22 protein-coding genes are annotated in these 22,541 nt (G+C 73.9%); 10 read left to right on the top strand and 12 right to left on the bottom strand.

What is annotated here, in order from left to right; translation table 11 throughout:
- Window positions 1-50: 50 nt before the first annotated feature.
- Together ABT238_RS10905 and ABT238_RS10900 are read right to left on the bottom strand one after the other, a co-directional pair.
- The gene (locus ABT238_RS10905; RefSeq protein ID WP_350562354.1) at window positions 51-308 is read right to left on the bottom strand and encodes a metallothionein; all 258 of its coding nucleotides are present in this window, start codon (window positions 306-308) and stop codon (window positions 51-53) included.
- 102 nt (window positions 309-410) lie between these two features.
- Window positions 411-809, bottom strand: a complete 399-nt coding sequence (locus ABT238_RS10900) for an ACT domain-containing protein (RefSeq protein ID WP_350562356.1) — start codon at window positions 807-809, stop codon at window positions 411-413.
- 180 nt (window positions 810-989) lie between these two features.
- On the opposite strand from ABT238_RS10900, the gene ABT238_RS10895 reads away from it, so the two are divergent.
- Window positions 990-1,649 (top strand): PadR family transcriptional regulator, encoded by a 660-nt coding sequence (locus ABT238_RS10895; RefSeq protein WP_502884184.1) that lies wholly within the window; start codon window positions 990-992, stop codon window positions 1,647-1,649.
- 46 nt (window positions 1,650-1,695) lie between these two features.
- Here the strand turns inward: ABT238_RS10895 and ABT238_RS10890 are convergent, their stop codons facing one another.
- Together ABT238_RS10890 and ABT238_RS10885 are read right to left on the bottom strand one after the other, a co-directional pair.
- Complete coding sequence (locus ABT238_RS10890) at window positions 1,696-1,893, bottom strand: hypothetical protein (RefSeq protein ID WP_350562360.1); 198 nt, start codon at window positions 1,891-1,893, stop codon at window positions 1,696-1,698.
- 29 nt (window positions 1,894-1,922) lie between these two features.
- Window positions 1,923-2,153 (bottom strand): DUF8847 domain-containing protein, encoded by a 231-nt coding sequence (locus tag ABT238_RS10885; protein ID WP_350562362.1) that lies wholly within the window; start codon window positions 2,151-2,153, stop codon window positions 1,923-1,925.
- Window positions 2,154-2,575: 422 nt separating this feature from the next.
- Here ABT238_RS10885 and ABT238_RS10880 point away from each other — a divergent pair, with 422 nt between their 5' ends.
- Window positions 2,576-3,277, top strand: coding sequence for a bifunctional DNA primase/polymerase (locus ABT238_RS10880; protein ID WP_350562364.1), 702 nt, complete (start codon window positions 2,576-2,578; stop codon window positions 3,275-3,277).
- Window positions 3,278-3,299: 22 nt separating this feature from the next.
- On the opposite strand, the gene map is transcribed toward ABT238_RS10880, so the two are convergent.
- Window positions 3,300-4,145, bottom strand: coding sequence for a type I methionyl aminopeptidase (gene map / locus ABT238_RS10875; RefSeq protein WP_350756598.1), 846 nt, complete (start codon window positions 4,143-4,145; stop codon window positions 3,300-3,302).
- Between the two features lie 168 nt (window positions 4,146-4,313).
- Here map and ABT238_RS10870 point away from each other — a divergent pair, with 168 nt between their 5' ends.
- Window positions 4,314-4,547: a hypothetical protein gene (locus ABT238_RS10870; RefSeq protein WP_350562368.1), complete on the top strand. Its 234-nt coding sequence runs from the start codon at window positions 4,314-4,316 to the stop codon at window positions 4,545-4,547.
- A gap of 4 nt (window positions 4,548-4,551) precedes the next feature.
- Here the strand turns inward: ABT238_RS10870 and ABT238_RS10865 are convergent, their stop codons facing one another.
- Together ABT238_RS10865 and ABT238_RS10860 are read right to left on the bottom strand one after the other, a co-directional pair.
- Complete coding sequence (locus ABT238_RS10865; RefSeq protein ID WP_350756595.1) at window positions 4,552-5,925, bottom strand: MFS transporter; 1,374 nt, start codon at window positions 5,923-5,925, stop codon at window positions 4,552-4,554.
- Window positions 5,926-6,048: 123 nt separating this feature from the next.
- Window positions 6,049-6,702, bottom strand: a complete 654-nt coding sequence (locus ABT238_RS10860) for a hypothetical protein (protein ID WP_350562372.1) — start codon at window positions 6,700-6,702, stop codon at window positions 6,049-6,051.
- Window positions 6,703-6,749: 47 nt separating this feature from the next.
- Here ABT238_RS10860 and npdG point away from each other — a divergent pair, with 47 nt between their 5' ends.
- Entirely contained in the window at window positions 6,750-7,442 is a 693-nt protein-coding gene (npdG, locus tag ABT238_RS10855; RefSeq protein WP_350562374.1) for an NADPH-dependent F420 reductase, read from the top strand.
- A 135-nt stretch (window positions 7,443-7,577) separates the two neighbouring features.
- Window positions 7,578-7,772, top strand: coding sequence for a hypothetical protein (locus ABT238_RS10850; protein WP_350562376.1), 195 nt, complete (start codon window positions 7,578-7,580; stop codon window positions 7,770-7,772).
- A gap of 69 nt (window positions 7,773-7,841) precedes the next feature.
- Here the strand turns inward: ABT238_RS10850 and ABT238_RS10845 are convergent, their stop codons facing one another.
- On the bottom strand, window positions 7,842-8,657 hold the full coding sequence (locus ABT238_RS10845) for a site-2 protease family protein (protein ID WP_350562378.1): 816 nt from the start codon (window positions 8,655-8,657) through the stop codon (window positions 7,842-7,844).
- A gap of 236 nt (window positions 8,658-8,893) precedes the next feature.
- On the opposite strand from ABT238_RS10845, the gene ABT238_RS10840 reads away from it, so the two are divergent.
- On the top strand, window positions 8,894-12,271 hold the full coding sequence (locus ABT238_RS10840) for an AfsR/SARP family transcriptional regulator (protein ID WP_350562380.1): 3,378 nt from the start codon (window positions 8,894-8,896) through the stop codon (window positions 12,269-12,271).
- Window positions 12,272-12,337: 66 nt separating this feature from the next.
- Here the strand turns inward: ABT238_RS10840 and ABT238_RS10835 are convergent, their stop codons facing one another.
- The 3 genes from ABT238_RS10835 to panB all read right to left on the bottom strand — a co-directional run bounded on the left by ABT238_RS10835 (window position 12,338) and on the right by panB (window position 15,191).
- Window positions 12,338-13,147: an ABC transporter permease gene (locus ABT238_RS10835; RefSeq protein ID WP_350562382.1), complete on the bottom strand. Its 810-nt coding sequence runs from the start codon at window positions 13,145-13,147 to the stop codon at window positions 12,338-12,340.
- Complete coding sequence (locus ABT238_RS10830; protein ID WP_350562384.1) at window positions 13,144-14,172, bottom strand: ATP-binding cassette domain-containing protein; 1,029 nt, start codon at window positions 14,170-14,172, stop codon at window positions 13,144-13,146. Before ABT238_RS10830 ends, ABT238_RS10835 begins: the two co-directional genes overlap by 4 nt.
- A gap of 149 nt (window positions 14,173-14,321) precedes the next feature.
- The gene (gene panB / locus ABT238_RS10825; RefSeq protein WP_350562386.1) at window positions 14,322-15,191 is read right to left on the bottom strand and encodes a 3-methyl-2-oxobutanoate hydroxymethyltransferase; all 870 of its coding nucleotides are present in this window, start codon (window positions 15,189-15,191) and stop codon (window positions 14,322-14,324) included.
- 300 nt (window positions 15,192-15,491) lie between these two features.
- Here panB and ABT238_RS10820 point away from each other — a divergent pair, with 300 nt between their 5' ends.
- From ABT238_RS10820 to ABT238_RS10810, 3 genes are all read left to right on the top strand, one after another.
- The gene (locus ABT238_RS10820) at window positions 15,492-17,138 is read left to right on the top strand and encodes an MFS transporter (RefSeq protein WP_350756592.1); all 1,647 of its coding nucleotides are present in this window, start codon (window positions 15,492-15,494) and stop codon (window positions 17,136-17,138) included.
- Between the two features lie 123 nt (window positions 17,139-17,261).
- Complete coding sequence (locus ABT238_RS10815) at window positions 17,262-17,900, top strand: TetR/AcrR family transcriptional regulator (protein ID WP_350756589.1); 639 nt, start codon at window positions 17,262-17,264, stop codon at window positions 17,898-17,900.
- Between the two features lie 244 nt (window positions 17,901-18,144).
- Window positions 18,145-19,194, top strand: coding sequence for an endonuclease/exonuclease/phosphatase family protein (locus tag ABT238_RS10810; RefSeq protein WP_350756586.1), 1,050 nt, complete (start codon window positions 18,145-18,147; stop codon window positions 19,192-19,194).
- 10 nt (window positions 19,195-19,204) lie between these two features.
- Here ABT238_RS10810 and ABT238_RS10805 read toward each other — a convergent pair whose 3' ends face one another.
- Complete coding sequence (locus ABT238_RS10805; RefSeq protein WP_350756584.1) at window positions 19,205-20,959, bottom strand: NAD+ synthase; 1,755 nt, start codon at window positions 20,957-20,959, stop codon at window positions 19,205-19,207.
- A 150-nt stretch (window positions 20,960-21,109) separates the two neighbouring features.
- On the opposite strand from ABT238_RS10805, the gene glnA2 reads away from it, so the two are divergent.
- Window positions 21,110-22,471 carry a gamma-glutamylpolyamine synthetase GlnA2 gene (gene glnA2 / locus ABT238_RS10800; RefSeq protein WP_350562396.1) on the top strand — a complete coding sequence of 454 codons (1,362 nt, stop codon included), beginning with the start codon at window positions 21,110-21,112 and terminating at the stop codon, window positions 22,469-22,471.
- The last annotated feature ends 70 nt before the right edge of the window (window positions 22,472-22,541 follow it).

The following is a 22,541-nucleotide window of genomic DNA, read 5'->3' as shown; positions in this document are numbered from 1 at the left end:
ACAGCAGGTCAGGGGGCCTTCGTCGTACCGGCTCCGGCTCCGAGCTCGGATCAGCCCGGGTGGGTGCCGACGGCGTCGCGGACCTGGTCGCCGAGGCCGCCGCTGACGCGGGCGCAGTGGGCGCCGCAGAAGAACATGCCGGCCACCTCGACGCCGTGGCCGACGATCCGGACGTCGCACTGCTCGCAGCGCGGGGCGAGCTTCTCCATCGCGCACTCGAAGCTGTCGAAGGTGTAGACGTCGCCGGTGATCGTCTTGATCTCGAAGGCGAGCCAGTAGTCGTTGCCGCAGGTGACGCAGATGGCCATGGCGGCGCACTTCCTTCCGGGCGGAGGGGAGGAGGGGCCGGGCGTGTGCCCGCCCCTCCAGTCTCCGGGGCCCCGGGTGGGGCGGCCACCCGGCGGGCCCGGTCAGGTGGCGCGGGCGGAGAGCTCCTCCAGGGCGCGCAGGGCCCGGTCGGCGTCGTCGGCGCCGACGAAGAGGTGGTCGTGGTGGTACCCGGCCACCATGTTGCAGCTGATCCCCTCCTCGGCCAGCCGGGTGGCGACGGCGGCGGTCAGGCCGACGGCCTCCAGTGCCGACTCGACCCGCAGGGTGATCCAGGCGGCGACGTACGCGTAGGGCAGGCCGAGCGCGTCGGCCTCCTCCTGGGCGACCACCACCGTCACCCCCTCGGGTTCGGCGACCGTGGCCACCGGCCGCAGTCCGGCGGGCACCTTGGTGGGCAGCGTGCAGTAGACGTACCGCCCCGGGTTGAGCAGGGGGCGCAGGTCGCGCAGCAGTGTCGTGAGGTCTCGTTCTCCGGCCATGCCCCGCACCGTAGCGGCCGGGCGCCGGGCAGCGGTGGAGGGTGTATCGGAAAGCGTTGACGGTCGACAGTCACCGATATATCGTCGAGATATCGGGATAGTGACTCGACTGTTCCGAACGATCGTCTGTCCATCGTCTACGGGGCCGCCCCGGAGCGGCCCGAACGGGAGGTGGGTGCGATGCGCCCAGGACGATTCCGTGGAGAGGGAGGTCCCGGCGGCTGCCGCCCGGGGCCGGAGTTCGTGGGGATGCCCGGCGAGCGCTACGAGGGCCGGGGGGCGTTCGGCCCCTTCGGTCCGCCGCCGTTCGCCGGCGGGCCGGGCGGACGACCGGGCCCGCCGTGGGCCCGGGGCGGCTTCGGCGGGCCTCCGCCGTGGGTCCGCGGCCGGCGCGGCGGGCGGGCCCGGCGCGGGGACGTGCGTGCCTCGCTGCTGGCGCTGCTCAAGGAGCGGCCGATGCACGGCTACGAGATGATCGCCGAGATCGCCGAGCGGTCCGGCGGGGCGTGGCGGCCGAGCCCCGGTTCGGTCTACCCGACCCTCCAGCTGCTGGAGGAGGAGGGCCTGGTCGCGGCCGAGGAGACCGGCGGCAAGCGGCTGGTCTCGCTCACCGAGGCGGGCCGGGCCGAGGCCGAGGCCGGGCCGGACGAGCCGTGGGCGGAGGCCGGCCAGGAGATCGACTGGGCCGCGGTCCAGGAGGTCGGCCAGGCGCTCGGGGCCGTGGACAACGCCGTCCGGCAGGTCATGACGACGGGCACCGAGGCGCAGCGCGCCAAGGGCCTGGAGGTGCTCAACGAGGCCCGCAAGAAGCTGTACCTGATCCTCGCCGAGGACGCCTGACCCGCCCCGGCCGACAGGGGGCGACGGTGACGGGCGGTGCCGCCGCTCAGGGGCGCACGACGAACAGCGCCACGCACGCGAGCAGCAGCACCGCCCAGCCGAACCAGAGCCAGCCGTTGGAGCCGATCACCGCGCTGTAGGCGCTGACCACCACCAGCAGGCCGGCCGTGACCGCGGCCACCTGCCGGTTGTGGTGCGCCACCGCCTCGGCGCGGGTCCTGGGGTGCCGTGCGGATCTCGCCATCGCCGTCCTCCCGCGAGGGGAGGCGGCCGTCACCCGGAAGCGCGGGCGGTGGCCGCCTCGTCGTACTCGTAACGCCAGAACCAGCGGGCGCCCCGCTGCTGCTTGGCCCGGACGTACACCAGTGTGCGCGCCGGGGTGTCCCCGTGCGAGGGGACCGGCACGGTGTACTTCCTGGGCACGCCGTACATCGGCCCCAGCGGGATGGGGAGGATCCGGCCGTCCAGGGGGCCGCCGACGAATTCGGTGTCCGCGCTCTTCACCCCACCAGGGTCTCACCCCGCGCCGGTGCGCGGCGGAGACGGTGCGGGGCGGAGACGGTGTGGGGGCCGGGTGCGGGGAGTGTGACCGGAGAGGCACCGCCCCCGGTCATCCACAGGGCCCGCGCACCCTTATCCTTCCTGTTACGCCCTCGGGGTCCACCCGGGTCAGCGGGCCCGTACGGGCCGGGCGAGGCGCACCTCACCGTGCCCGCCGGGCCGCCGAGCCGCGGCCGTCGTGCCGCAGTGACTCCGTACCGTGACCCCGGCGTCGGCCGCCCGGCAACCCCGGCTCCGGCCGGCAGGGCGCGGGACTGCAGGGCCGAGCTCCACCCGGGGAAGCAGCGGGGGGCGCCGTGCGTTGCGTCGGAGTGGTAGGTCGAACGCTGTGTCGCACCGGGCACGGCATGCGCGGAAGGGGCCCGATGGAATCCGGCGGCAGGTGGACGGCCTGGTGGCAGAAGCGTGATCGTGAGCGGGGCCGGCCGGCGGACGCCGACAGTCCCGCCGCCAGACTGGACCAGCTGCTCGGCGCGGTCCGCGCCGGGTTCCCGCTCGCGCCCGCGGCCCATCCGGCCGGCTACCGCTGTTCCTGCGACCGGGTCGCCTGTCCGGCCCCCGCCCAGCACCCGGTCTCCTTCGCCTGGCAGACCCAGGCCACCACCGATCCCGAGCAGCTCGCCCGCTGGCTCTCCCGCGACCCGCAGGCCAACTTCATCACCGCCACCGGCCGCGTCCACGACGTGCTGGACGTGCCGGTGGAGGCCGGGCGCCTCGCCCTGGAGCGGCTGACCGCGCTCGGTGTCGAGGGGCCGGTGGCCGCCGTCGGCGAGGACCGCTACCTGTTCTTCACCGCCACCAGGGGCACCCCGGTGGACGAGGACGAGTGGTGGCCGAGCGCCCTGGACTCCACGCCGGACACCATGTCCGAGCACCCCGGTCTGCGCTGGCACTGCCGCGGCTCGTACACCCTGCTGCCGCCGGCCGCGCTGCCGGACGGCTCGGAGGTGCGGTGGCTGCGCGGGCCCGAGCAGCCGCTGCCGGACCCGCTGCGCGTCCTGGACGTGCTGACCGACGCCTGCACCGAGGTGGGCGCCGTCGCCGAGGAGCAGTGGCTGATCGGCTGAACGGGCCGACCAGCCACCGGGACTACGGCAGGGTGAGGATCTCCGCGCCGTCCGCCGTGACGACCAGGGTGTGCTCGAACTGGGCGGTGCGCTTGCGGTCCTTGGTGACGACGGTCCAGCCGTCCGGCCAGATCTCGTAGTCGTAGGTGCCCAGGGTCAGCATCGGTTCGATGGTGAACGTCATCCCCGGCTTGATCACCTCGGTGGCCCGCTCACTGTCGTAGTGCGGGATGATCAGGCCGGAGTGGAACGACGTGTTGATGCCGTGTCCGGTGAAGTCCCGCACCACGCCGTAGCCGAAGCGCTTGGCGTAGGACTCGATGACCCGTCCGATGATGTTGATCCGGCGGCCGGGCTTGACCGCCTTGATCGCCCGGTCGAGCGACTCCCGGGTCCGCTCGACCAGCAGCCGGGACTCCTCGTCCACGTCACCGACCAGGTAGGTGGCGTTGAGGTCGCCGTGCACCCCGTGGATGTAGGCGGTGGCGTCGATGTTGACGATGTCACCGTCCTGGAGGACGGTCGAGTCCGGGATGCCGTGGCAGATGACCTCGTTGATCGAGGTGCAGACCGACTTGGGGAAGCCCCGGTAGCCGAGGTCGGACGGGTAGGCGCCGTGGTCGCACATGTACGCGTGGGCGACGGCGTCCAGCTCGTCCGTGGTGACGCCGGGAGCGATCAGCGCGGCCGCCTCGGCCATCGCCCGGGCGGCGATCCCGCCGGCGATCCGCATCTTCTCGATCGTCTCGGCGCTCTGCACCTCGGGCCCGGTGTACGCGGCCGGAGCGGGCTTGCCGACGTACTCGGGGCGTGCGATGTGCGCCGGGACCTTGCGGGTGGGGGACTGGATGCCGGGTACGAGTGCCATGGCCGCGAGTCTAGTTGGCGGGCCCCGCGCGCCATCGCCGGGCGTGGACGCCGGCCCCCGCCGGGCCTCCCGGCGGGGGCCGGGTGTGCGGACGGCGCCGGGGCGGGGAATGATCGGGACGACGCGGGGAACGCGAGCCGCGACCGCCGACACGGAGGAGACCGCACCATGCCCCTGGGATTCCGCCGCAACAAGCCGACCGGCCGGCCCGGCGAGTGGTTCTACTGCATCAAGCACGGCAAGGTCGAGGAGGGGCCGGAGTGCCCGGCGAAGGACCGCCTCGGCCCGTACGCCACCCGGGAGGAGGCGGCGCACGCCCTGGAGACCGCCGAGCTGCGCAACCGGGAGTGGACCAACGACCCGCGCTGGAGCGACCGGCCCGAGGACGCGCCCGGCGAGTAGCGGGTCAGGACGCGTCCGCCGCCTCGCGCTCGGCCGCCTCCCGCCCCGCGGCGGCCTCGCGCTCCGCCGCCGCCCGCTCGTGCTCGGCGCGGACGGCGGCCGCGTTCGGGTCGGTGCGGTCGTCGTAGGAGAGCAGCCGCGGCAGTGCGGTGGCCAGCGCCAGCACGCCCACCACGCAGGCGACGCCGCCGACCCACACCGAGGCCCGGACGCCGACCATCCCCGCCATGCCGCCCGCCCGGACCTGGCCGAGCTGGGGGCCCACCGAGTAGCTGAGCAGTTCGACGCCGGCCATCCGGCCGCGCAGCTCGTCCGGGATCGACTGGTTCCACAGCGTGGAGCGGGCGACGCCGCTGATCTGGTCGGCGCCGCCGGCCAGCGCCAGGCAGAGCAGCACCAGCCAGACCGAGCCGGACAGGCCGGCCAGCGCGATCGCGACGCCCCAGCCGAGCGCGGCGGCCAGCAGCAGCCGGCCGTGCCGGTGGATCCGGGACGTCCAGCCGCTGGTGACCGAGACGAGCAGGGCGCCGACCGCCGAGGCGGAGTACATCGGGCCGAGTGCCCAGTCGGCGTGCAGCTCGGCGGCCAGGAACGGGAAGACCGCCACCGGGAAGGCGAACAGCATCGCGCACAGGTCGATCGCGTAGGTGCCCAGCAGGTCCTTGCGGCTCCACGCGTACCGGATCCCGGTCAGCACCGCCTTCACCGAGGGCTGCTCGGCGCCGGTCGGCGGCGGGACGGCGCGGATCCGGGCGAGCAGCAGCAGCGAGGCGCCGAAGGTGACGACGTCCAGCGCGTACGCGGTCTGCACCCCGGCGAAGGTCACCACGACGCCGGCCAGCGCCGGTCCCGCCACCGAACCGACGTTGCGGTAGAGGGAGTTGAGGGCGAAGGCGGCGGCCAGCTGGTCGTGCCGGACGATCCGCGGGGTGAGCGCGTCCAGGGCCGGGCGCTGCAGGCCGTCGGCGGCGGCGACCAGCGCGGCCACCAGGTAGACCGGCCACAGCACGGGCGTCGGCAGCAGCGCGTTGACCAGCAGCAGCACGCTGAGCAGACCGAGCCCGGCCTCGGCGAACAGCACCAGGCGGCGGCGGTCCAGGGCGTCGGCGAGGGCGCCGCCCCAGAGGCCGAAGACGATCAGCGGGACCAGCTCGAAGGCGCCGACCAGGCCGACCGCGAAGGACGAGTCGGTCAGCTCCTTGATCTGCAGCGGCACGGCGACGTAGGTGAGGAAGCTGCCGAAGCTGGTGACGCAGCCGGAGACCCAGAGCAGGCGGAAGTCCCGGGAGGAGCGCCACGGGGAGAGGTCGGGGACGACCGAGCGCAGCAGGGATCTCGCCCGACCGTTCGTGGGCGGGGCGGCGTCGGCGTCGTTCACGAGTGACCATCCTGCGGGGGCGCCGGGCCCGGCCGCAACGGATTTTCGCGCCCGCCGCGCCCCGCCCGCCCGTCGCGCCCCGCCCGCCCCGTCAGGCCCGTCGTTCCCTCGGTGCGCCCCGTCCTACCAGCGGCTGACCGTGGGCCCCGCCGTCAGCCGCGCGGCCAGCGCCGCCAGCCGTTCCAGCGCCGCCGCCGAGCGCCGCGCGGGCCGCTGCCCGGCGGCGGCGCTGACCAGGTGCTGGGCCAGGTCGAACGGCTCCTCCTCGCCCGTGCCGACGGCGAGCCTGCGGTGCGCCAGCCCGGTGAGGTCGGCGAGCCCGGTGAGGTCGGCGGGCCCGGCGGCGGACGGCCCGTCGGGCGCGTCCGGCCCGGCGCCGTCCAGCGCCAGCACCGTCGCGCCGTGCCGCCGGGCGTCGTGCACCCGCTCCAGCAGCGTCTCCCCGGCCGCCGCCGGGGCGACCACCAGGACGGTCGCCCCGCGCCCGGCCTCGGTCAGCCGTCCCAGGCCGTGCGCCAGATGGCCGGGCGCCTGCGCCGGGACCCGGTGCCGCAGCAGGGTCGGGGCCAGCCGGGGCACGTCCGACCAGGCGGCCTCGTCCTTCAGATGGGCGGCCAGGTGCCAGGGCTCGTACGCCTCGGTGCCGACCAGCAGCAACTCACCCGCGCCGCGCCGGGAGACCGCCCGCCGCAGCTCACCGGCGAAGCCGCCGACGGCCTCCAGCCAGCCGGTCCCGGTCAGCCGCTCCCGTAGTGCCGAAACTCTCACCGCGTCCATGGCCGACAGGATGACGCGAGGGGCCGGCGGTTTGGCAGGATCGGCCCATGACTTCCCTCGATTCAGCGACAAACCCGGCCCACGACCTGCCGGACGTCTCGCAGCTCGTGGTCGGCGTCCTCGGCGGCACCGGCGACCAGGGGCGGGGGCTGGCCCTGCGGCTGGCCAAGGCCGGCCAGCAGGTGATCATCGGCTCGCGCGACGCGGCCCGCGCGCAGGCCTCGGCGGAGGCGATCGGCCACGGCGTGCGCGGCGCCGACAACGCCGCCACCGCCCGGGAGAGCGACATCGTGATCGTCGCGGTGCCCTGGGACGGCCACGCCGCCACCCTCACCGCGCTCCGCGAGGAGCTGGCCGGCAAGATCGTGGTGGACTGCGTCAACCCGCTCGGCTTCGACAAGCAGGGCGCCTACGCGCTCGTCCCGGAGGAGGGCAGCGCCGCCCAGCAGGCCGCCGCCCTGCTGCCGGACTCCCGGGTGACCGCCGCCTTCCACCACCTGTCGGCGGTACTGCTCCAGGACGAGTCGGTCGAGCGGATCGACACCGACGTGATGGTGCTCGGCGAGGAGCGGGCCGCCACCGACATCGTGCAGGCGCTGGCCGGGCGGATCCCCGGCATGCGCGGCATCTTCGCGGGCCGGCTGCGCAACGCGCACCAGGTGGAGTCGCTGGTGGCGAACCTCATCTCGGTCAACCGCCGCTACAAGGCCCACGCGGGCCTGCGGATCACCGACGTCTGAACCACCGGCTGAACCACCGGCGTCCGATCACCGACGTGATCACCGGCTCGCCGGCCTCACCCCTGGACCCGGTCCGGAGGTGAGGTCGGCGACAATGGGAGCCGTCCGTCCTACCGGCCCCAGGAGTCTGCCGCCATGCCCCGCACGTCCGTCCTCGCCTCGATCGTCGCCGTTCTCGCGCTGGCCGCCGCCGTGGTCTCGCTGGTCCAGGGCTGGTGGCTCGGCCTCGTCTGGCTCCCGATGGCGGGCATCGCCAGCAACGTGCTCTGGATGAACGTGCGCCGCGAGAAGCTGGCGAGGGCGGCCGCGGAGCAGACCGCCCAGGCCTGAGACGCCCGGGCGGCGAGCCGGCCCCGAGCCGCGCCCAGTCCGGCTCAGTCCTGCCCGAACCAGTCCGGCTCAGTCCTTCCAGAACGTGAACAGCTCGTGGCCCACCTGCGGGTAGGCCCGGTCGACGCCCAGCAGGTCCATCACGCCGTACACGGCCTCGAAGAACCAGTGGTTCACCTCCGGCTGCCAGAGCAGCGCGAAGACGGCCAGCATGCCGTACGGCGCGAACGGCTCGATCGCCCGCCGGGTCTTGAGCGACAGCCACGGCTCGACGATCCCGTAGCCGTCCAGGCCGGGCACCGGCAGCAGGTTGAGCAGGGTCGCGCTCAGCTGCAGCATGCCCAGGAAGCCCAGCGCCAGGGCGAACGGCGAGACGTTCAGCTCGAAGCCGTTCCAGACCGCGTGCACCGCGGGGTCGTCGAGCCAGCCCGCGCCGACCGGGATCAGCAGCAGCACGGCGGCGAGCAGGTTCACCAGCGGTCCGGCGGCCGAGATCAGGCTGTGCTTGAGCCGCCCCTGCACCCGGTGCCGCTCGATCCAGACCGCGCCGCCGGGCAGGCCGATGCCGCCGAGCAGCACGAACACGATCGGCAGCACGAAGCTGAGCAGGACGTTGGCGTACTTGAACGGGTTGAGGGTCAGGTAGCCCTTGGCGCCGACCGAGATGTCGCCGCCGTGCAGCGCGGTCCGGGCGTGCGCGTACTCGTGCAGGCAGAGCGAGACCATCCAGCCGGCCACCACGAACAGGAAGACCCCGAACCGGGCGTTGCCGTAGCCCTGGAAGACGGCCACGCCGGAGGTGACGAGGATCGCGAGCAGCGCCCAGAACACCGGACTGATCCGGCGGTCCTCGCTGCGGGAACGCTGCGTTGCGGCGAAGGTCATGGTGTGGGTGCTCCGGAGACTGTCGGGATCGGCGGGGGCGAACGGCCAGTGGTCGATCATGCCGGGCGGTCGCGGCCCCGGACAAGCCGTCCCGGATGAACGTACGGCGCCCGGCACCGGGTTCCGCACCCCGGCGACCCGCCCCGGCGGCGAGCGGGCGAAGAGCAGGGGACGGTCAGGGTCGTGGACCGGACAAATGTGCGTGGCGGGCGGCGCCGATCCACCAGAATGGTTCGGTGCACTACGGCATCCTCGGCACCACCACGGCCCACCACGACGACGGAACCCCGGTCCCGCTCGGCGGCGCCCGGCTGCGCGCCCTGCTCGCCGCGCTGGCCCTGCGGCAGGGACGGCCGGTGCCGCCCGACCTGCTGGCCGACGAGGTGTGGGACGCCGAGCCGCCGCAGGACTCCTCGGCCGCGCTGCAGACCCTGGTCGGCCGGCTGCGCCGCACCATCGGCCGCGACCGGGTGGGCTCCGGCCCGGCCGGGTACTGGCTGACCGACCCGCTGACCGACCTCGCCGAGTTCCAGCGGCTGGCCGCGGAGGGCCGCCGGGAGCTGGATCGGGGCGACCACGCGGCGGCCGCCGAACGGCTGCGGGCCGCGCTCGCGCTGTGGCGCGGCCCGGCGCTCGCCGACCTGCCGGACCGCACCGGCCCGGCCACCCGGCTGGAGGCCCAGCGCGAGGAGGTCCGCCGGCACCGGATCACCGCCGACCTGGGCCTGGGCCGGGCCGCCGACCTGGTGGCCGAGCTCGCCGAACTGTGCGAGGGACAGCCGCTGGACGAGCCGCTGCAGTACCTGATGGTGCGGGCGCTGCACGAGAGCGGCCGGACGGCGGAGGCGCTGCGCCACTACGAGCGCACCCGGCGCGCGCTGGCCGACGAGCTCGGCGTGGACCCGGGGCGCAGGCTCCAGGCCCTCCACGCCGAACTGCTGGCCCCCGTGGAGGCTCCCGCCCCGGTGGCCCCCGCGCCGCAGGCGACCGCAGCCCCCGCCCCCGCCCCCGCCGCACCCGTGCCCGCCGCCCCGGCGCCGTCCCGGACCGCGGGCAACCTGCGCGGCCGGCTCACCAGCTTCGTCGGCCGCGAGAGCGACCTCGCCGCCCTGCGCTCGGTGCTGGCCACCAGCCGGCTGGTCACCCTGACCGGCCCCGGCGGCTCCGGCAAGACCCGGCTGTCGGTGGAGGCCGGCCGTCTGGAGCAGGGCGCCGGGCACTGGCCGGACGGCGTCTGGCTGGCCGAGCTGGCCCCGGTGGAGCGCCCGGACGCGGTGCCCGGCGCGGTGGTCTCGGCGCTCGGCCTGCGCGAGACCGTCCTGCACACCGGCACCAGCATGGTCGCCGAGGTGATCGAGGCCCGCTCCGGCGACCCGGTGCGCCGGCTGATCGAGCACTGCGGGCGCCGCCGGATGCTGCTCGTCCTGGACAACTGCGAGCACCTGATCCAGTCCGCCGCCGACCTCGCCGACAGCCTGCTCACCGAGTGCCCCGGCCTGACCGTGCTGGCCACCAGCCGCGAGCCGCTGGGCGTGCCGGGGGAGACCGTGCTGCCGGTGGAGCCGCTGCCCGACCCGGTGGCGCTGCGGCTGCTGGCCGAGCGGGCCGCCGCCGCCCGCCCGGGCTTCGACCCGCGGAGCGACCCGGAGGCCTGCGCCGAGATCTGCCGCCGGCTGGACGGCCTGCCGCTGGCCATCGAGCTGGCCGCCGCCCGGCTGCGGGTGATGACGGCCCGGCAGATCGCCGACCGGCTGGACGGCCGGTTCGCCCTGCTCACCGCGGGCAGCCGCACCCTGCTGCCGCGCCAGCAGACGCTGCGCGCGGTGGTCGACTGGAGCTGGGACCTGCTCGGCAAGCAGGAGCGCGCGGTGCTGCGCCGGCTGGCGGTGTTCGCCGGCGGCTGGACGCTGGAGACGGCCGAGGCGGTCTGCGCGGACGGCGCCGAGGTGCCCCGGGAGGAGGTCGCCGACCTGCTGCTCTCGCTGGTCGACAAGTCCCTGCTGGTCGCCGACCTGGACGGGGACGGTCCGCCGCGCTACCGGATGCTGGAGACCATCCACGAGTACGCGGTCGAGCGGCTGGCCGAGGCGGGGGAGAGCGCCGGGACCGAGGGCCGGCACGTCGAGCACTTCCGCGAGCTGGTCCGCACCGCCCACCTGAACGTCCACGGCCCCGCGCAGCTGCACTGGCTGGCGGTGCTGGAGCGGGAGCACGACAACATCCGGACCGCGCTGCGCCGCGCCGTCGACCGCCGGGACGAGGACGAGGCGCTGGTGCTGGCGCTGGGCATGAGCTGGTACTGGTCGCTGCGCGGCTTCAGCCAGGAGGCCCGCCGCTGGTACGAGCAGGTCCTGGCGCTCGGCCCGGACCCGTTCGGCCCGGACGCCCGGCCGGTGCCGCTGGAGCGGCACGTGCTGGAGTACCCGCTGCCGATGCCGCCGGAGGCCACCGCGGAGGCCCGCCGGGCGGTCGTCATCTACCGGCTGATCAGCTTGTTCGAGGGCAACCTGGACGTGCTGGCCGACCCGGACGCGGTCGCGATGGCCCGCAAGATCACCGAGGCCTACACCCCGGACCTGCCGCAGGCCTACCGCTTCCCCGGGCTGATGCGGGTCTTCGGCGCCTTCCTGGTCGGGCAGTTGGACGCCATGAAGGACCTGCTGGACGACGCGGTGGAGGGCTGCCGGCGCTACGGCGACTCCAGCGACCTGGCCTTCATCCTGCAGATCCGGGCCAAGATGATGAACGACTGGCCGAACGGGGCGGAGCAGAGCACCCGGGACGGCGAGGAGTCGCTGGAGCTGTACCGCCGGTCCGGCGACCTCTGGGGGATGTCCCAGGCGCTGTCCGCGCGCGGCGAGTCGCTGGCCAACCAGGGGCGCTCGGCGGAGGCCGTCGAGGCCTATCAGCGGGCGATCGAGCTGGCCGAGGAGCTGGGCGCCCCGCAGGAGGTGCCGATGCTGGGGGTCCACCTGGGCGCGGCGATGCTGGACGAGGACCTGGACGAGGGGGAGCGCCGGATCCGCGAGGCGATGGAGGGGATCCGGCCGGGCGACAACCAGGCGACCAACGGGGCGCTGCTCTTCGGGCACCTGATGCTCTGCGGCATCCACGGCGTGCGCGGCGACCACGGGGCGGCGCTGGCCGAGCTGGACGCGCTGAGCTGGACGCGGGTCGGCGCGTTCGCCCCGGACGTGGTCGGCGGGATGCTGACCGTCACCCGGGGCTGGATCACCGCCCGCGGCGGCGATCCGGACCGCGGGCTCGAACTGGTCCACGAGGGGCGCGCGATGCTGCACGCGGTGCCGTCGAGCGCGGGCGGGTTCGTCGAGCAGATGTCGGTGATGCTGCTGCCGCCGGTGGTCGGGGTGATGGAGGTCTTCGCCCGGCGCGACGGGGACCTCGACACGGCCCGGCGGGCCGCCGTGCTGTTCGGCGCGCACACCGCGATGAACGGGCCCCACAACAACTTCCTCGACCGGGCGGAGCGCGAGCGCGCCGAGCAGAGCCTGCGCGACCTGCTCGGTGACGCGGTGTTCGAGGCCGCCGTCACCGAGGGCCGGGGGCTGTCCGTGATGGAGGCCGGCGCGCTGCTCGACCGGCTGGTCGGCTGACCGGCACGCGGCGGGCCCCGGGGCGCTCCCCTCGCGCACCCCGGGGCGCCGCCGTGCGGTCACCGCTCAGGTCCGCTTGCGGAACCGGGCGACGGCGAGCGGCGCGAAGACCGCGGTGATGCCGACCGACCAGGCCAGCACGATCAGCGTCGGGTGCGCGACCGCGCCCTGGCCGTTCATCAGGGCCCGGCAGGCGTCGGCCAGCGCGGACAGCGGGTTCACCTTGGTGAAGGACTGGAGCCAGCCCGGCATGGTGTCGGTCGGGGCGAAGATCGAGCTGCCGAACTGCATCGGCATCAGCACCAGCATGGAGACTCCCTGGACGGCCTGGGCGCTGCGCAGGGCCATGCCCAGCAGCATCGAGATCCACACGATCGACATGCCGAACACCAGCGACAGGCCGACCGCCGCCAGCGTCTGCAGCACGCCGCCCTTCAGCTCGAAGCCGATGACCAGCGAGAAAACGATCATGATGCTGAAGGAGAGCAGGGCCCGGCAGGTCTCGGCCGCGATCTTGGACAGCAGCACCGAGGAGCGGCCGATCGGCAGGGTGCGGAAGCGGTCCATCACGCCGGTCTGGAAGTCGCTGTTGAGGCCGGTGCCGACGGCCATCGCCAGGGTGAGTCCGGTCTGCCCGAGCAGGCCGGGGATCATGTACTGCTTGTAGGCGTCCTGGCCGCCGGAGATGGCGCCGCCGAAGACGTAGACGAACAGCACGGTGAAGATGATCGGCATCAGGATGGCGTCGAACATCGACTCCGGGTCGGCCTTGATCCGCATCAGGTTGCGGCGGGTCAGCGCGCCGACGTGACGCAGGTGGCCGGCCAGGCCGATCCGGGTGTCCGCCCGGACGGGGGAGAGCGTGGCGGTGGTCATGCGACGGGCTCCTTGGCGAGGCTGGGGGCGGCGTCCGCGGGCGCCGGACGGTCCGCGGGCTTGCCGGTGATGGCGAGGAAGACCTCGTCGAGGCTGGGCAGCTTGGTGTCGATGCCGGCGACCGCGAAGCCGCGGGTGCCGAGCACGCCGATCACGGTGGTCAGCTGCTCGTCGGCGGTGATCGGCACCGAGAGCAGGCCGGTGTCGGTGGAGAAGGTGGCGGTGACGCCGGAGTCGTGCAGGCAGCGGGCCATCTCGGGCAGCTCGGCGGGGTGGGCCGCGCGGATCTGCAGGGTCCGGCCGCCGACCTGGGCCTTGAGCTCGGCTATGCCGCCGGCCGCGATCACCCGGCCGCGGTCGATGACGGTCAGCTCGCCCGCGAGCTGCTCGGCCTCCTCCATGTACTGGGTGGTGAGTAGCACGGTGGAGCCCTCGGCGACCATCCGCTGCACCTCGTCCCAGACCTCGTTGCGGGTGCGCGGGTCGAGGCCGGTGGTGGGCTCGTCCAGGTAGAGCACCCGGGGGCGGCCGATCATCGAGGCGGCCAGGTCCAGGCGGCGGCGCATGCCGCCGGAGTAGGTCTTGGCGGGGCGCTTGGCGGCCTCGGTGAGCGAGAAGCGCTCCAGCAGTTCGGTGGCGCGGGCCTTGGCGTCGCGGCGGGAGAGGTCGAGCAGCCGGCCGATGAGGTAGAGGTTCTCGTAGCCGGAGAGCAGTTCGTCGACGGAGGCGTACTGGCCGGTGAGGCCGATGGTGCGGCGCAGCTGCTTGGGCTGGCGCAGCACGTCGTAGCCGCCGACGAAGGCGGTGCCGGCGTCGGGCCTGATCAGCGTGGACAGGACGCGGACCAGGGTGGTCTTGCCCGCGCCGTTGGGGCCGAGCACACCGAGGACGGTGCCCTCGCGCACGGTGAGGTCGACGCCGTCGAGCGCCTTGGTGGTGCCGAAGTGCTTGACGATGCCGTGGACCTCGACGGCATTCCCCGCGGCGGGCCCCTGGTCGTTCGGGGCGGTGGAGATTCGTGTCATGCCCCACAGACTGTCCGACCCGGCTGTCAGCCCGCTGTCAGCGGGCGGTCCGGGGCGGGCGGGCCGGCGGCGCGCTGTCGGCCCGCTGTCACACGGCTGTCATCCGGGGCCCGGCCCGGCCGTGGCCGGGCCCCGGACGACGGTGCGCGTCAGTGGAAGGTGTGCTCCGGCGCCGGGAAGGCGCCGCCGCGCACGTCCTCGGCGAACGCGCGGGCGGCGTCGCCGAGCACGGCCCGCAGGTTGGCGTACTGCTTGACGAACTTGGGCACCCGGCCCGCCGTCATCCCGGCGAAGTCGGTCCAGACCAGCACCTGGGCGTCGCAGTCCGCCCCGGCGCCGATGCCGACGGTGGGGACGGCGAGCTGCTCGGTGACCTGCCGGGCCAGCTCGGCGGGCACCGCCTCCAGGACGACCGCGAAGGCGCCGGCCTGCTGCACCGCCTTGGCGTCGCGCAGCAGCTGGTGCGCGGCCTCGTCGCCGCGGCCCTGGACGGGGTAGCCGCCGAGCGCGTGCACGGACTGCGGGGTCAGCCCGATGTGGGCCATCACCGGGACGCCGGCCTCGACCAGCAGCTCGATCGAGCGGGCGCTGCGCTCGCCGCCCTCCAGCTTGACCGCGCCGACCCCGGCCTCCTTCATCAGCCGGGCCGCGTTGTGCATCGCCTGGGCCGGGGACTCCTGGTAGGAGCCGAACGGCAGGTCGGCGACGATCATGGACCGCTTGGTGCCGCGGACGACGGCGGCGGCGAGCATCACCATCTGATCCATGGTCACCGGGACGGTGGTCTCGTAGCCGAGGTGGCAGTTGCCGGCGGAGTCGCCGACCAGCAGGACGGGGGTGCCGGCCTCGTCGAAGACGCCGGCGGTGAGGGCGTCGTAGGCGGTCAGCATCGACCACTTCTCGCCGCGCTGCTTGGCGGCGGCGAGGTCGCGGACGGTGACGCGGCGGTTGGTGACCCCACCGTAGAGGGTGGCGGTCGTCGCCTGGTTCTGGGCAGGCGAAGGCGAAGAAGCGTTCATCGAACAGGCTCCTGAAGGGTTGTCGTCTCGTGGCGCCGTGCGGCGTCCCCGGATCACCTCCATGCTTGCACGGCCCGGCGCGGGCGCAAAAGGGGCGGGGGTCACTCCGCTTGTGACCGGCGGCCGGACGGCCCGGCGGCCCGGCGGCCGGGTGGGTGCGCGCGGGTCTTTGCCGCAGCTTTACGATACGGATTCGTCTCGTATCGAAATTGTCGCTACCCTGACCGAGGGGGGTTTACGAGACGATCGCGGCTCGAAATGCCCGCCAGTGCCACGCCGTACCACGGACGGGAAGAACCCATGACCACCGCAGCCGCGCCACCCCGCGTGCCGGAAGCCATCCACCGCCGCCGCTGGGCGATCCTGTGCACCCTCGTGCTCGCCCTGCTCGTCGTCGTGCTCGACAACTCGATCCTCAACGTCGCGATGAAGACCATCGCGTCCCCGGCGCCCACCGGCATCGGCGCCAGCCAGAGCGACCTGGAATGGTCGATCAACTCCTACACGCTGGTCTTCGCCGGGCTGCTGTTCACCTCCGGCCTGCTCGGCGACCGGTTCGGCCGCAAGCGGGCCCTGCTGGCCGGCATGGCCGTCTTCGGCGTCGCCTCGCTGCTCTCCGCGCTCGCCAGTACGCCGGGCGAGCTGATCGGCTACCGCGCGCTGATGGGCGTCGGCGGGGCGCTGGCCATGCCGGCCACGCTCGCCATCATCATGAACGTCTTCGAGCGCTCCGAGCAGCCCAAGGCGATCGGCATCTGGGCCGGTGCCGTCGGCCTCGCCATCGCGATCGGCCCGATCACCGGCGGCCTGCTGATCGAGCACTTCTGGTGGGGCTCGGTCTTCCTGGTCAACGTGCCGATCGTGGTCGTCGCGCTGATCGCGATGGTGCTGCTGGTCCCCGAGTCCAAGGACCCGAACCCGGGACGGATGGACCCGGTCGGCGTGCTGCTGTCCATCATCGGCCTGGTGGCGCTGATCTACGGCATCATCAAGGGCGGCGAGCTGGCCGACTTCACCGCCGTCGCGGCCTGGGGTCCGGTACTGCTCGGCCTGGTGGCGCTGACCGCCTTCGTGCTCTTCGAGCGCCGCACCGCGCACCCCGCGCTGGACGTCAACTGGTTCCGCAACAAGGTGTTCAGCGCCTCGGTGGTGGTGGTCGGCGTGGTCTTCTTCGCGTTGATGGGCGTCTCGTTCTTCGGCGTCTTCTACACCCAGAGCGTGCGCGGCTACAGCGCGCTGGAGGCCGGCGTGCTGATGCTGCCGCTGGCCGCCGCCCAGCTGGTGTTCGCCCCGCGCGCCCGGCTGGTGGTCGACCGCTTCGGCATCCGCGCCACCTGCGCCGTCGGCATGCTGTTCATCGCGGTCGGCTTCCTCGGCTACCTGCTGCTGGGCGCGACCACCCCGATCTGGGTGCTGGTCGTGCTCGGCCTGCTGATGGGCACCGGCATGGCGCACGTCATGCCGCCGATCACGGTCGCGATCATGGGCTCGCTGCCCCGGGAGAAGGCCGGCGCCGGCTCGGCGGTCAACAACACCTTCCGCCAGGTCGGCGGCTCGCTCGGGGTCGCGGTGCTCGGCGCGGTGCTCTCCACCGTCTACCGCGACGGGATGTCCGACGGGCTCGCCCGGCTGCCGAGCCCGGAGCTGCGGGAGAAGGCCGGCGAGTCGCTGGAGGCCACCCTCGCCGTCGCCGCCCGGCTCGGCGACCGGGGCAAGGAGCTGATCGGCCCGGCCAACGACTCCTTCATCCACGCCATGCACGTGGTGGCCGCGCTCTCCGCCGGGATCACCCTGGTCGGCGCGGCGCTCGCCTGGTTCCTGCTGCCGGGCAGGGTCCCGGCCGGCGGGCCCAACGGGCCCGGTGGGCCCGCCGCCGGGCCGTCCGCCGCGGCGGGGGCCGACCGCGCGGACGAGGAGCCCCGCGCGGCGGCGGTCGCGGACGCCTGACCCGCGACCGCGCTGAGCGAGAATGGGGCCCTGTCACCGGGAACCCGCCGGTGACGGGGCCCACGAGCGCGTGCGACCCCCGTCCGTCCCGCGGGCGGGGGCCCCACAACCGGGAGATGTGAGATGAACACCGAGCCGACGGCCGCGCCGACCTGCACCGGCCCGCGCCGGGGCAGGCCCCGCAGCGAGGCCGCCGAGCAGGCGATCTTCGCCGCCGTCGAGGAGCAGATGGCGGCCGGCACCAGCCTGTCCGAGCTGACCATCGAGGGCATCGCCACCGCCGCCGGCGTGGGCAAGGCCACCATCTACCGGCGCTGGCCCAACAAGGAGGCGCTGCTGGTCGACATGGTCAGCCGGCTGGAGGAGCCGCTGCCCGCGGCCACCGGCTCGATCCGCGGCGACCTGGTCGCGATGATCGAGTACATGCGGCTGCGCGGGCTCGCCAAGCGCTCCCGCTGGGTCCTCAAGGCCGCGCTCGGCCAGATGCAGGGCTGGCCCGAGCTGCACGCGGCCTACCGCGAACGGGTGATCGTGCCGCGCCGGGAGGCCGCCCGGAACGTCATCCGCCGGGGCGTCGCCGAGGGCGAGCTGCGGGCCGACCTCGACGAGGAACTGCTCGGCGACCTGCTGATCGGCCCGATCCTCGCCCGCAGCATCCTGTGGGACGACTCCGACCTGGACGACCCGGAGCTGGCCGAGCGGATGGTCGACGCGCTGCTCGGCGGCCTGGCCGGCCCGGCCCTGCGGCCGGTACCCGCCTGACCGGCCCCCGCCCTCACCCCGTCCTCGCCCCGGCGGGCCGCCCCGGTGTCCGGCGTAGTGGCCTGGCTCACCAACCGGGCCACGCCGGAACCCCGGTCCGCCGGCCGGACGTCTGTCCCGGCATAGGCTGAGCCGGGAATCCGACCAAACCCGCACCAGTCCGGCACGCCCTCCGCCACCCGGCGGCGGCCCGCACCGGACCGGCGGCGGACGGGCGGGCGGCGCGAACGACGGGAGCCACGGCATGGCGCAGGCGGACAGGGCGGACCGGGTGTCCACGGCGGAGGCCGGCGACCCGGGAACCGGCCGGCGCCCCGCGGCCGGATTCCTCGGCGTCCGGGGCTGGGGCCGCGACGCCCGCGGCGCCACCACCTGGCGGCGCGGCCTGCTGATCGCCCTGCTGGCCCTGCTCGCCGGCGCCCTGCTGGCCTTCCACGCCGAGGTGCCCAACAGCACCGGCAACCTGGGCAGCCTGCTGGAGACCTTCCTGCCCTGGGTGGGCCTGGCCGTGCCGGTGCTGCTGCTCCCCGCGCTGCTGCGCCGCTCCGCCACCGCGCTGCTCGCCCTGCTGGTGCCCACGGTGCTCTGGGCCAACATGTTCGGCGGCCTGCTCACCGACAAGAGCGGCGGCACCGGCGACTTCACGGTGGTCAGCCACAACGTGGCCGCCGCCAACACCGACCCGCAGGGCACCGTGCGGATGCTGGAGAAGTCCGGCGCGCAGATCGTCGCGCTCCAGGAGCTGGCCGGCAGGCCGCTGCGCGCCTACGAGTCCGGGCTGGCCGACGCCTACCCGTACCACGCCGTCGAGGGCACCGTCGGGCTCTGGTCCAAGTACCCGATCGGCGACGTCCGGGTGGTGGACATCAAGATGGGCTGGACCAGGGCGTTCCGCGCCGAGGTCACCACCCCGCAGGGCCCGGTCGCGGTGTACGTCGCCCACCTGCCGTCCGTGCGGCTGCGGGCCGAGGGCGGCTTCACCGTCAACCAGCGGGACGTCAGCGCCCAGGCGCTCGGCGACGCGATCGAGGCCGAGCCGCTGAAGAAGGTGCTGCTGCTCGGCGACCTCAACGGCACCATGAACGACCGCAGCCTGGCGCCGGTCACCTCGCAGATGCGCTCGGCCCAGGGCGCGGCCGGCGACGGCTTCGGCTTCAGCTGGCCGGCGTCCTTGCCGATGGCCCGGATCGACCAGATCATGAGCAAGGGCGGGCTGGAGCCCACCGACTCGCGGACCCTGGAGCGGGACGGCAGCGACCACCTCGCGGTGGCCGCCACCTACCGCTACCGGTGAGCCCTCCCCCTCAGCCGCGGCGCCACCGGTTGGTGATCGGCAGCCGGCGGTCCCGGCCGAAGCCCTTGACCGAGATCTTCGGGCCCGGCGGGTACTGCCGCCGCTTGTACTCGGCGGTGTCCACCAGCCGCACCACCCGGTCCACCACGGCTGCGTCGAAGCCCGCCGCCACGATCGCGTCCCGGCCCTGGTCACCCTCGACGTACAGGTCGAGGACGGTGTCCAGCAGGTCGTAGTCGGGCAGCGAGTCGGTGTCCTTCTGGTCCGGCCGCAGCTCGGCGGACGGCGGCTTGGAGATGGTGTTCTCCGGGATCGGCGGCACCTCGCCGAGCCGCTCGGCCTCCTCGTTGCGCCAGCGGGCCAGCCGGAAGATCAGCGACTTGTAGACGTCCTTGATCGGGCCGAACGCGCCGACCGAGTCGCCGTACAGGGTCGAGTAGCCGACCGCCAGCTCGCTCTTGTTGCCGGGCGCGAGCACGATGTGCCCCTCCTGGTTGGAGATCGCCATCAGCAGGGTGCCGCGCAGCCGGGACTGCAGGTTCTCCTCGGCCAGGCCGGTCAGCTCGGTGGCCGCCATGTAGGCGTCGAACATCGGGGCGATCGGCACGGTGCGGAAGTTCAGCCCGGTCCGGCGGGCCAGCTCGGCCGCGTCGTCCATGGAGTGCTGCGAGGAGTAGCGGCTCGGCATCGAGACGCAGTACACGTTCCCGGCGCCGAGCGCGTCCACCGCCAGGGCGGCCACCACGGCGGAGTCGATGCCGCCGGACAGGCCGATCAGCACCGAGCGGAAGCCGTTCTTGCGGACGTAGGCGCGGGTGCCGGAGACCAGCGCGGACCAGATCTCCGCCTCGTCGCTGAGCCGCGGGGCCACCTCGGCGGACAGCGGCGCGGCGGGCGCCGGGGCCGGCTCGCCGCCCAGCCCGGCGCGGACCAGGTGCAGGCCGTCGGCGAGCAGCAGGCCGTCGGTGTGGTCGCTGCTGGCGGCCGGCAGGTCGAGGTCCAGCACCATCAGGTGCTCCTCGAACTGCGGCGAACGGGCCAGCACCTCGCCGTCCGGGGCGACCACGATCGAGTCGCCGTCGAAGACCAGCTCGTCCTGGCCGCCGACCATGTTCACGTAGGCGAGCGCGCAGCCCGCCTCGGCGGCCCGGCGGCGGACCAGCTCCAGCCGGGCGTCGTCCTTGTTCCGCTCGTACGGCGAGCCGTTGATCACCAGCAGCAGGCCGGCCTCGGCCTCGCGGGCGGCGGTCACCCGTCCGCCGTCCTGCCAGATGTCCTCGCAGATCGCCAGCGCGACGTCCACCCCGTTCAGCCGCAGCACCGGCAGCTGGTTGCCGGGGACGAACCAGCGGTACTCGTCGAACACGCCGTAGTTCGGCAGGTGGTGCTTGGCGAACCGGGTGGCCACCTCGCCCCGGAACAGCACGGCGGCGCAGTTCTGCGGGGAACCGGCCGGCCGCCCGAACCGCGGCGAGGCCTGCTCGGAGCGCCCGAGGTAGCCCACCACGACGGGCACCTCCCCGAGCCCCTCCGCCGCGAGCCGCGCGGCCAGCTCGACCAGTCCGCCCCGCGACGCCTCGACGAAGGAGCGGCGCAGCGCGAGGTCCTCGACCGGGTAGCCGGTCAGGGCCATCTCGGGGAACGCGACCAGCTGGGCACCGGCCTCGACGGCCTGCTTGGTCCAGTGCACCACCTCATCGCTGTTGCGTGCGATGTCACCGACCCACGGGTCGGTCTGGCAGAGGGCGAGACGGAGATTGGGCATGCCACCGAGTCTAATCGTCGATCTGACGCAATGTCTCGGCCGGGGTCGCCACTGCGTGCGGCGGCGGTGATCCGCCATGATGGGGACAGTCGCCCGCGGGCGGCTCTCGGGCGTAACACGGGCGTAAAGAGCAGAGGTGAGACTGTCCCCATGGGCAAGCAGCAGGAGTTCGTGCTTCGGACGCTCGAAGAGCGTGACATCCGGTTCGTCCGGCTGTGGTTCACCGATGTCCTGGGGTTCCTGAAGTCGGTGGCGGTGGCGCCGGCCGAGCTGGAGCAGGCGTTCGAGGAGGGCATCGGCTTCGACGGTTCGGCGATCGAGGGCTTCGCCCGGGTCTACGAGTCCGACATGATCGCCAAGCCGGACCCGACCACCTTCCAGATCCTGCCGTGGCGCTCGGAGACCCCGGGCACCGCCCGGATGTTCTGCGACATCCTGATGCCGGACGGCTCGCCCTCGTACGCCGACCCGCGGTTCGTGCTGAAGCGCACCCTGGAGAAGGCCTCCGCCCAGGGCTTCACCTTCTACACCCACCCCGAGATCGAGTTCTTCCTGCTGAAGAACCTCCCCGGCGACGGCACCCCGCCGATCCCCGCCGACCACTCCGGCTACTTCGACCACACCCCGCGCGGGGTGGGCCACGACTTCCGCCGCCAGGCGATCACCATGCTGGAGTCGATGGGCATCTCGGTGGAGTTCTCCCACCACGAGGGCGCCCCCGGCCAGCAGGAGATCGACCTGCGGTACGCCGACGCGCTGTCCACCGCCGACAACATCATGACCTTCCGGCTGGTGATGAAGGAGGTCGCCCTGGAGCAGGGCGTCCACGCCAGCTTCATGCCCAAGCCGTTCTCCGACCACCCCGGCTCCGGCATGCACACCCACCTCTCGCTGTTCGAGGGCGACCGCAACGCCTTCCACGAGTCCGGCGCCGAGTACCAGCTCTCCAAGGTCGGCCGCTCCTTCATCGCCGGCCTGCTGCGCCACGCCGCCGAGACCGCCGCCGTCACCAACCAGTGGGTGAACTCCTACAAGCGGATCTGGGGCGGCTCCCAGCGCACCGCCGGCGCCGGCGGCGAGGCCCCGTCGTACATCTGCTGGGGCCACAACAACCGCTCCGCGCTGATCCGCGTGCCGATGTACAAGCCCGGCAAGCAGGGCTCCACCCGCGTCGAGGTCCGCTCCCTCGACACCGGCTGCAACCCCTACCTCGCCTACGCCGTCACCCTGGCCGCCGGCCTCAAGGGCATCGAGGAGGGCTACGAGCTCCCGCCCGGCGCCGACGACGACGTCTGGGCCCTCACCGACGCCGAGCGCCGCGCCCTCGGCATCCAGCCGATGCCGCAGAACCTCGGCGAGGCCATCGACCTCATGCAGCGCAGCGAACTCGTCGCCGAGACCCTCGGCGAGCACGTGTACGACTTCTTCCTGCGCAACAAGAAGCAGGAGTGGGAGGAGTACCGCTCCGAGGTCACCCCCTTCGAGCTGCGCAAGAACCTGCAGGTGCTGTAACCGCAGGTCAGGACGGGTGCCAGCCTGAGCGAGGGCCCCGGGCCGGCGGCGTGCAGCCGCCGACCCGGGG

The organism is Kitasatospora sp. NPDC001527 (assembly GCF_040298605.1).
Lineage (GTDB): Bacteria > Actinomycetota > Actinomycetes > Streptomycetales > Streptomycetaceae > Kitasatospora.
The sequence above is the reverse complement of the archived record's forward strand: the minus strand, read 5'-3'. Positions and strand labels throughout refer to the sequence as shown.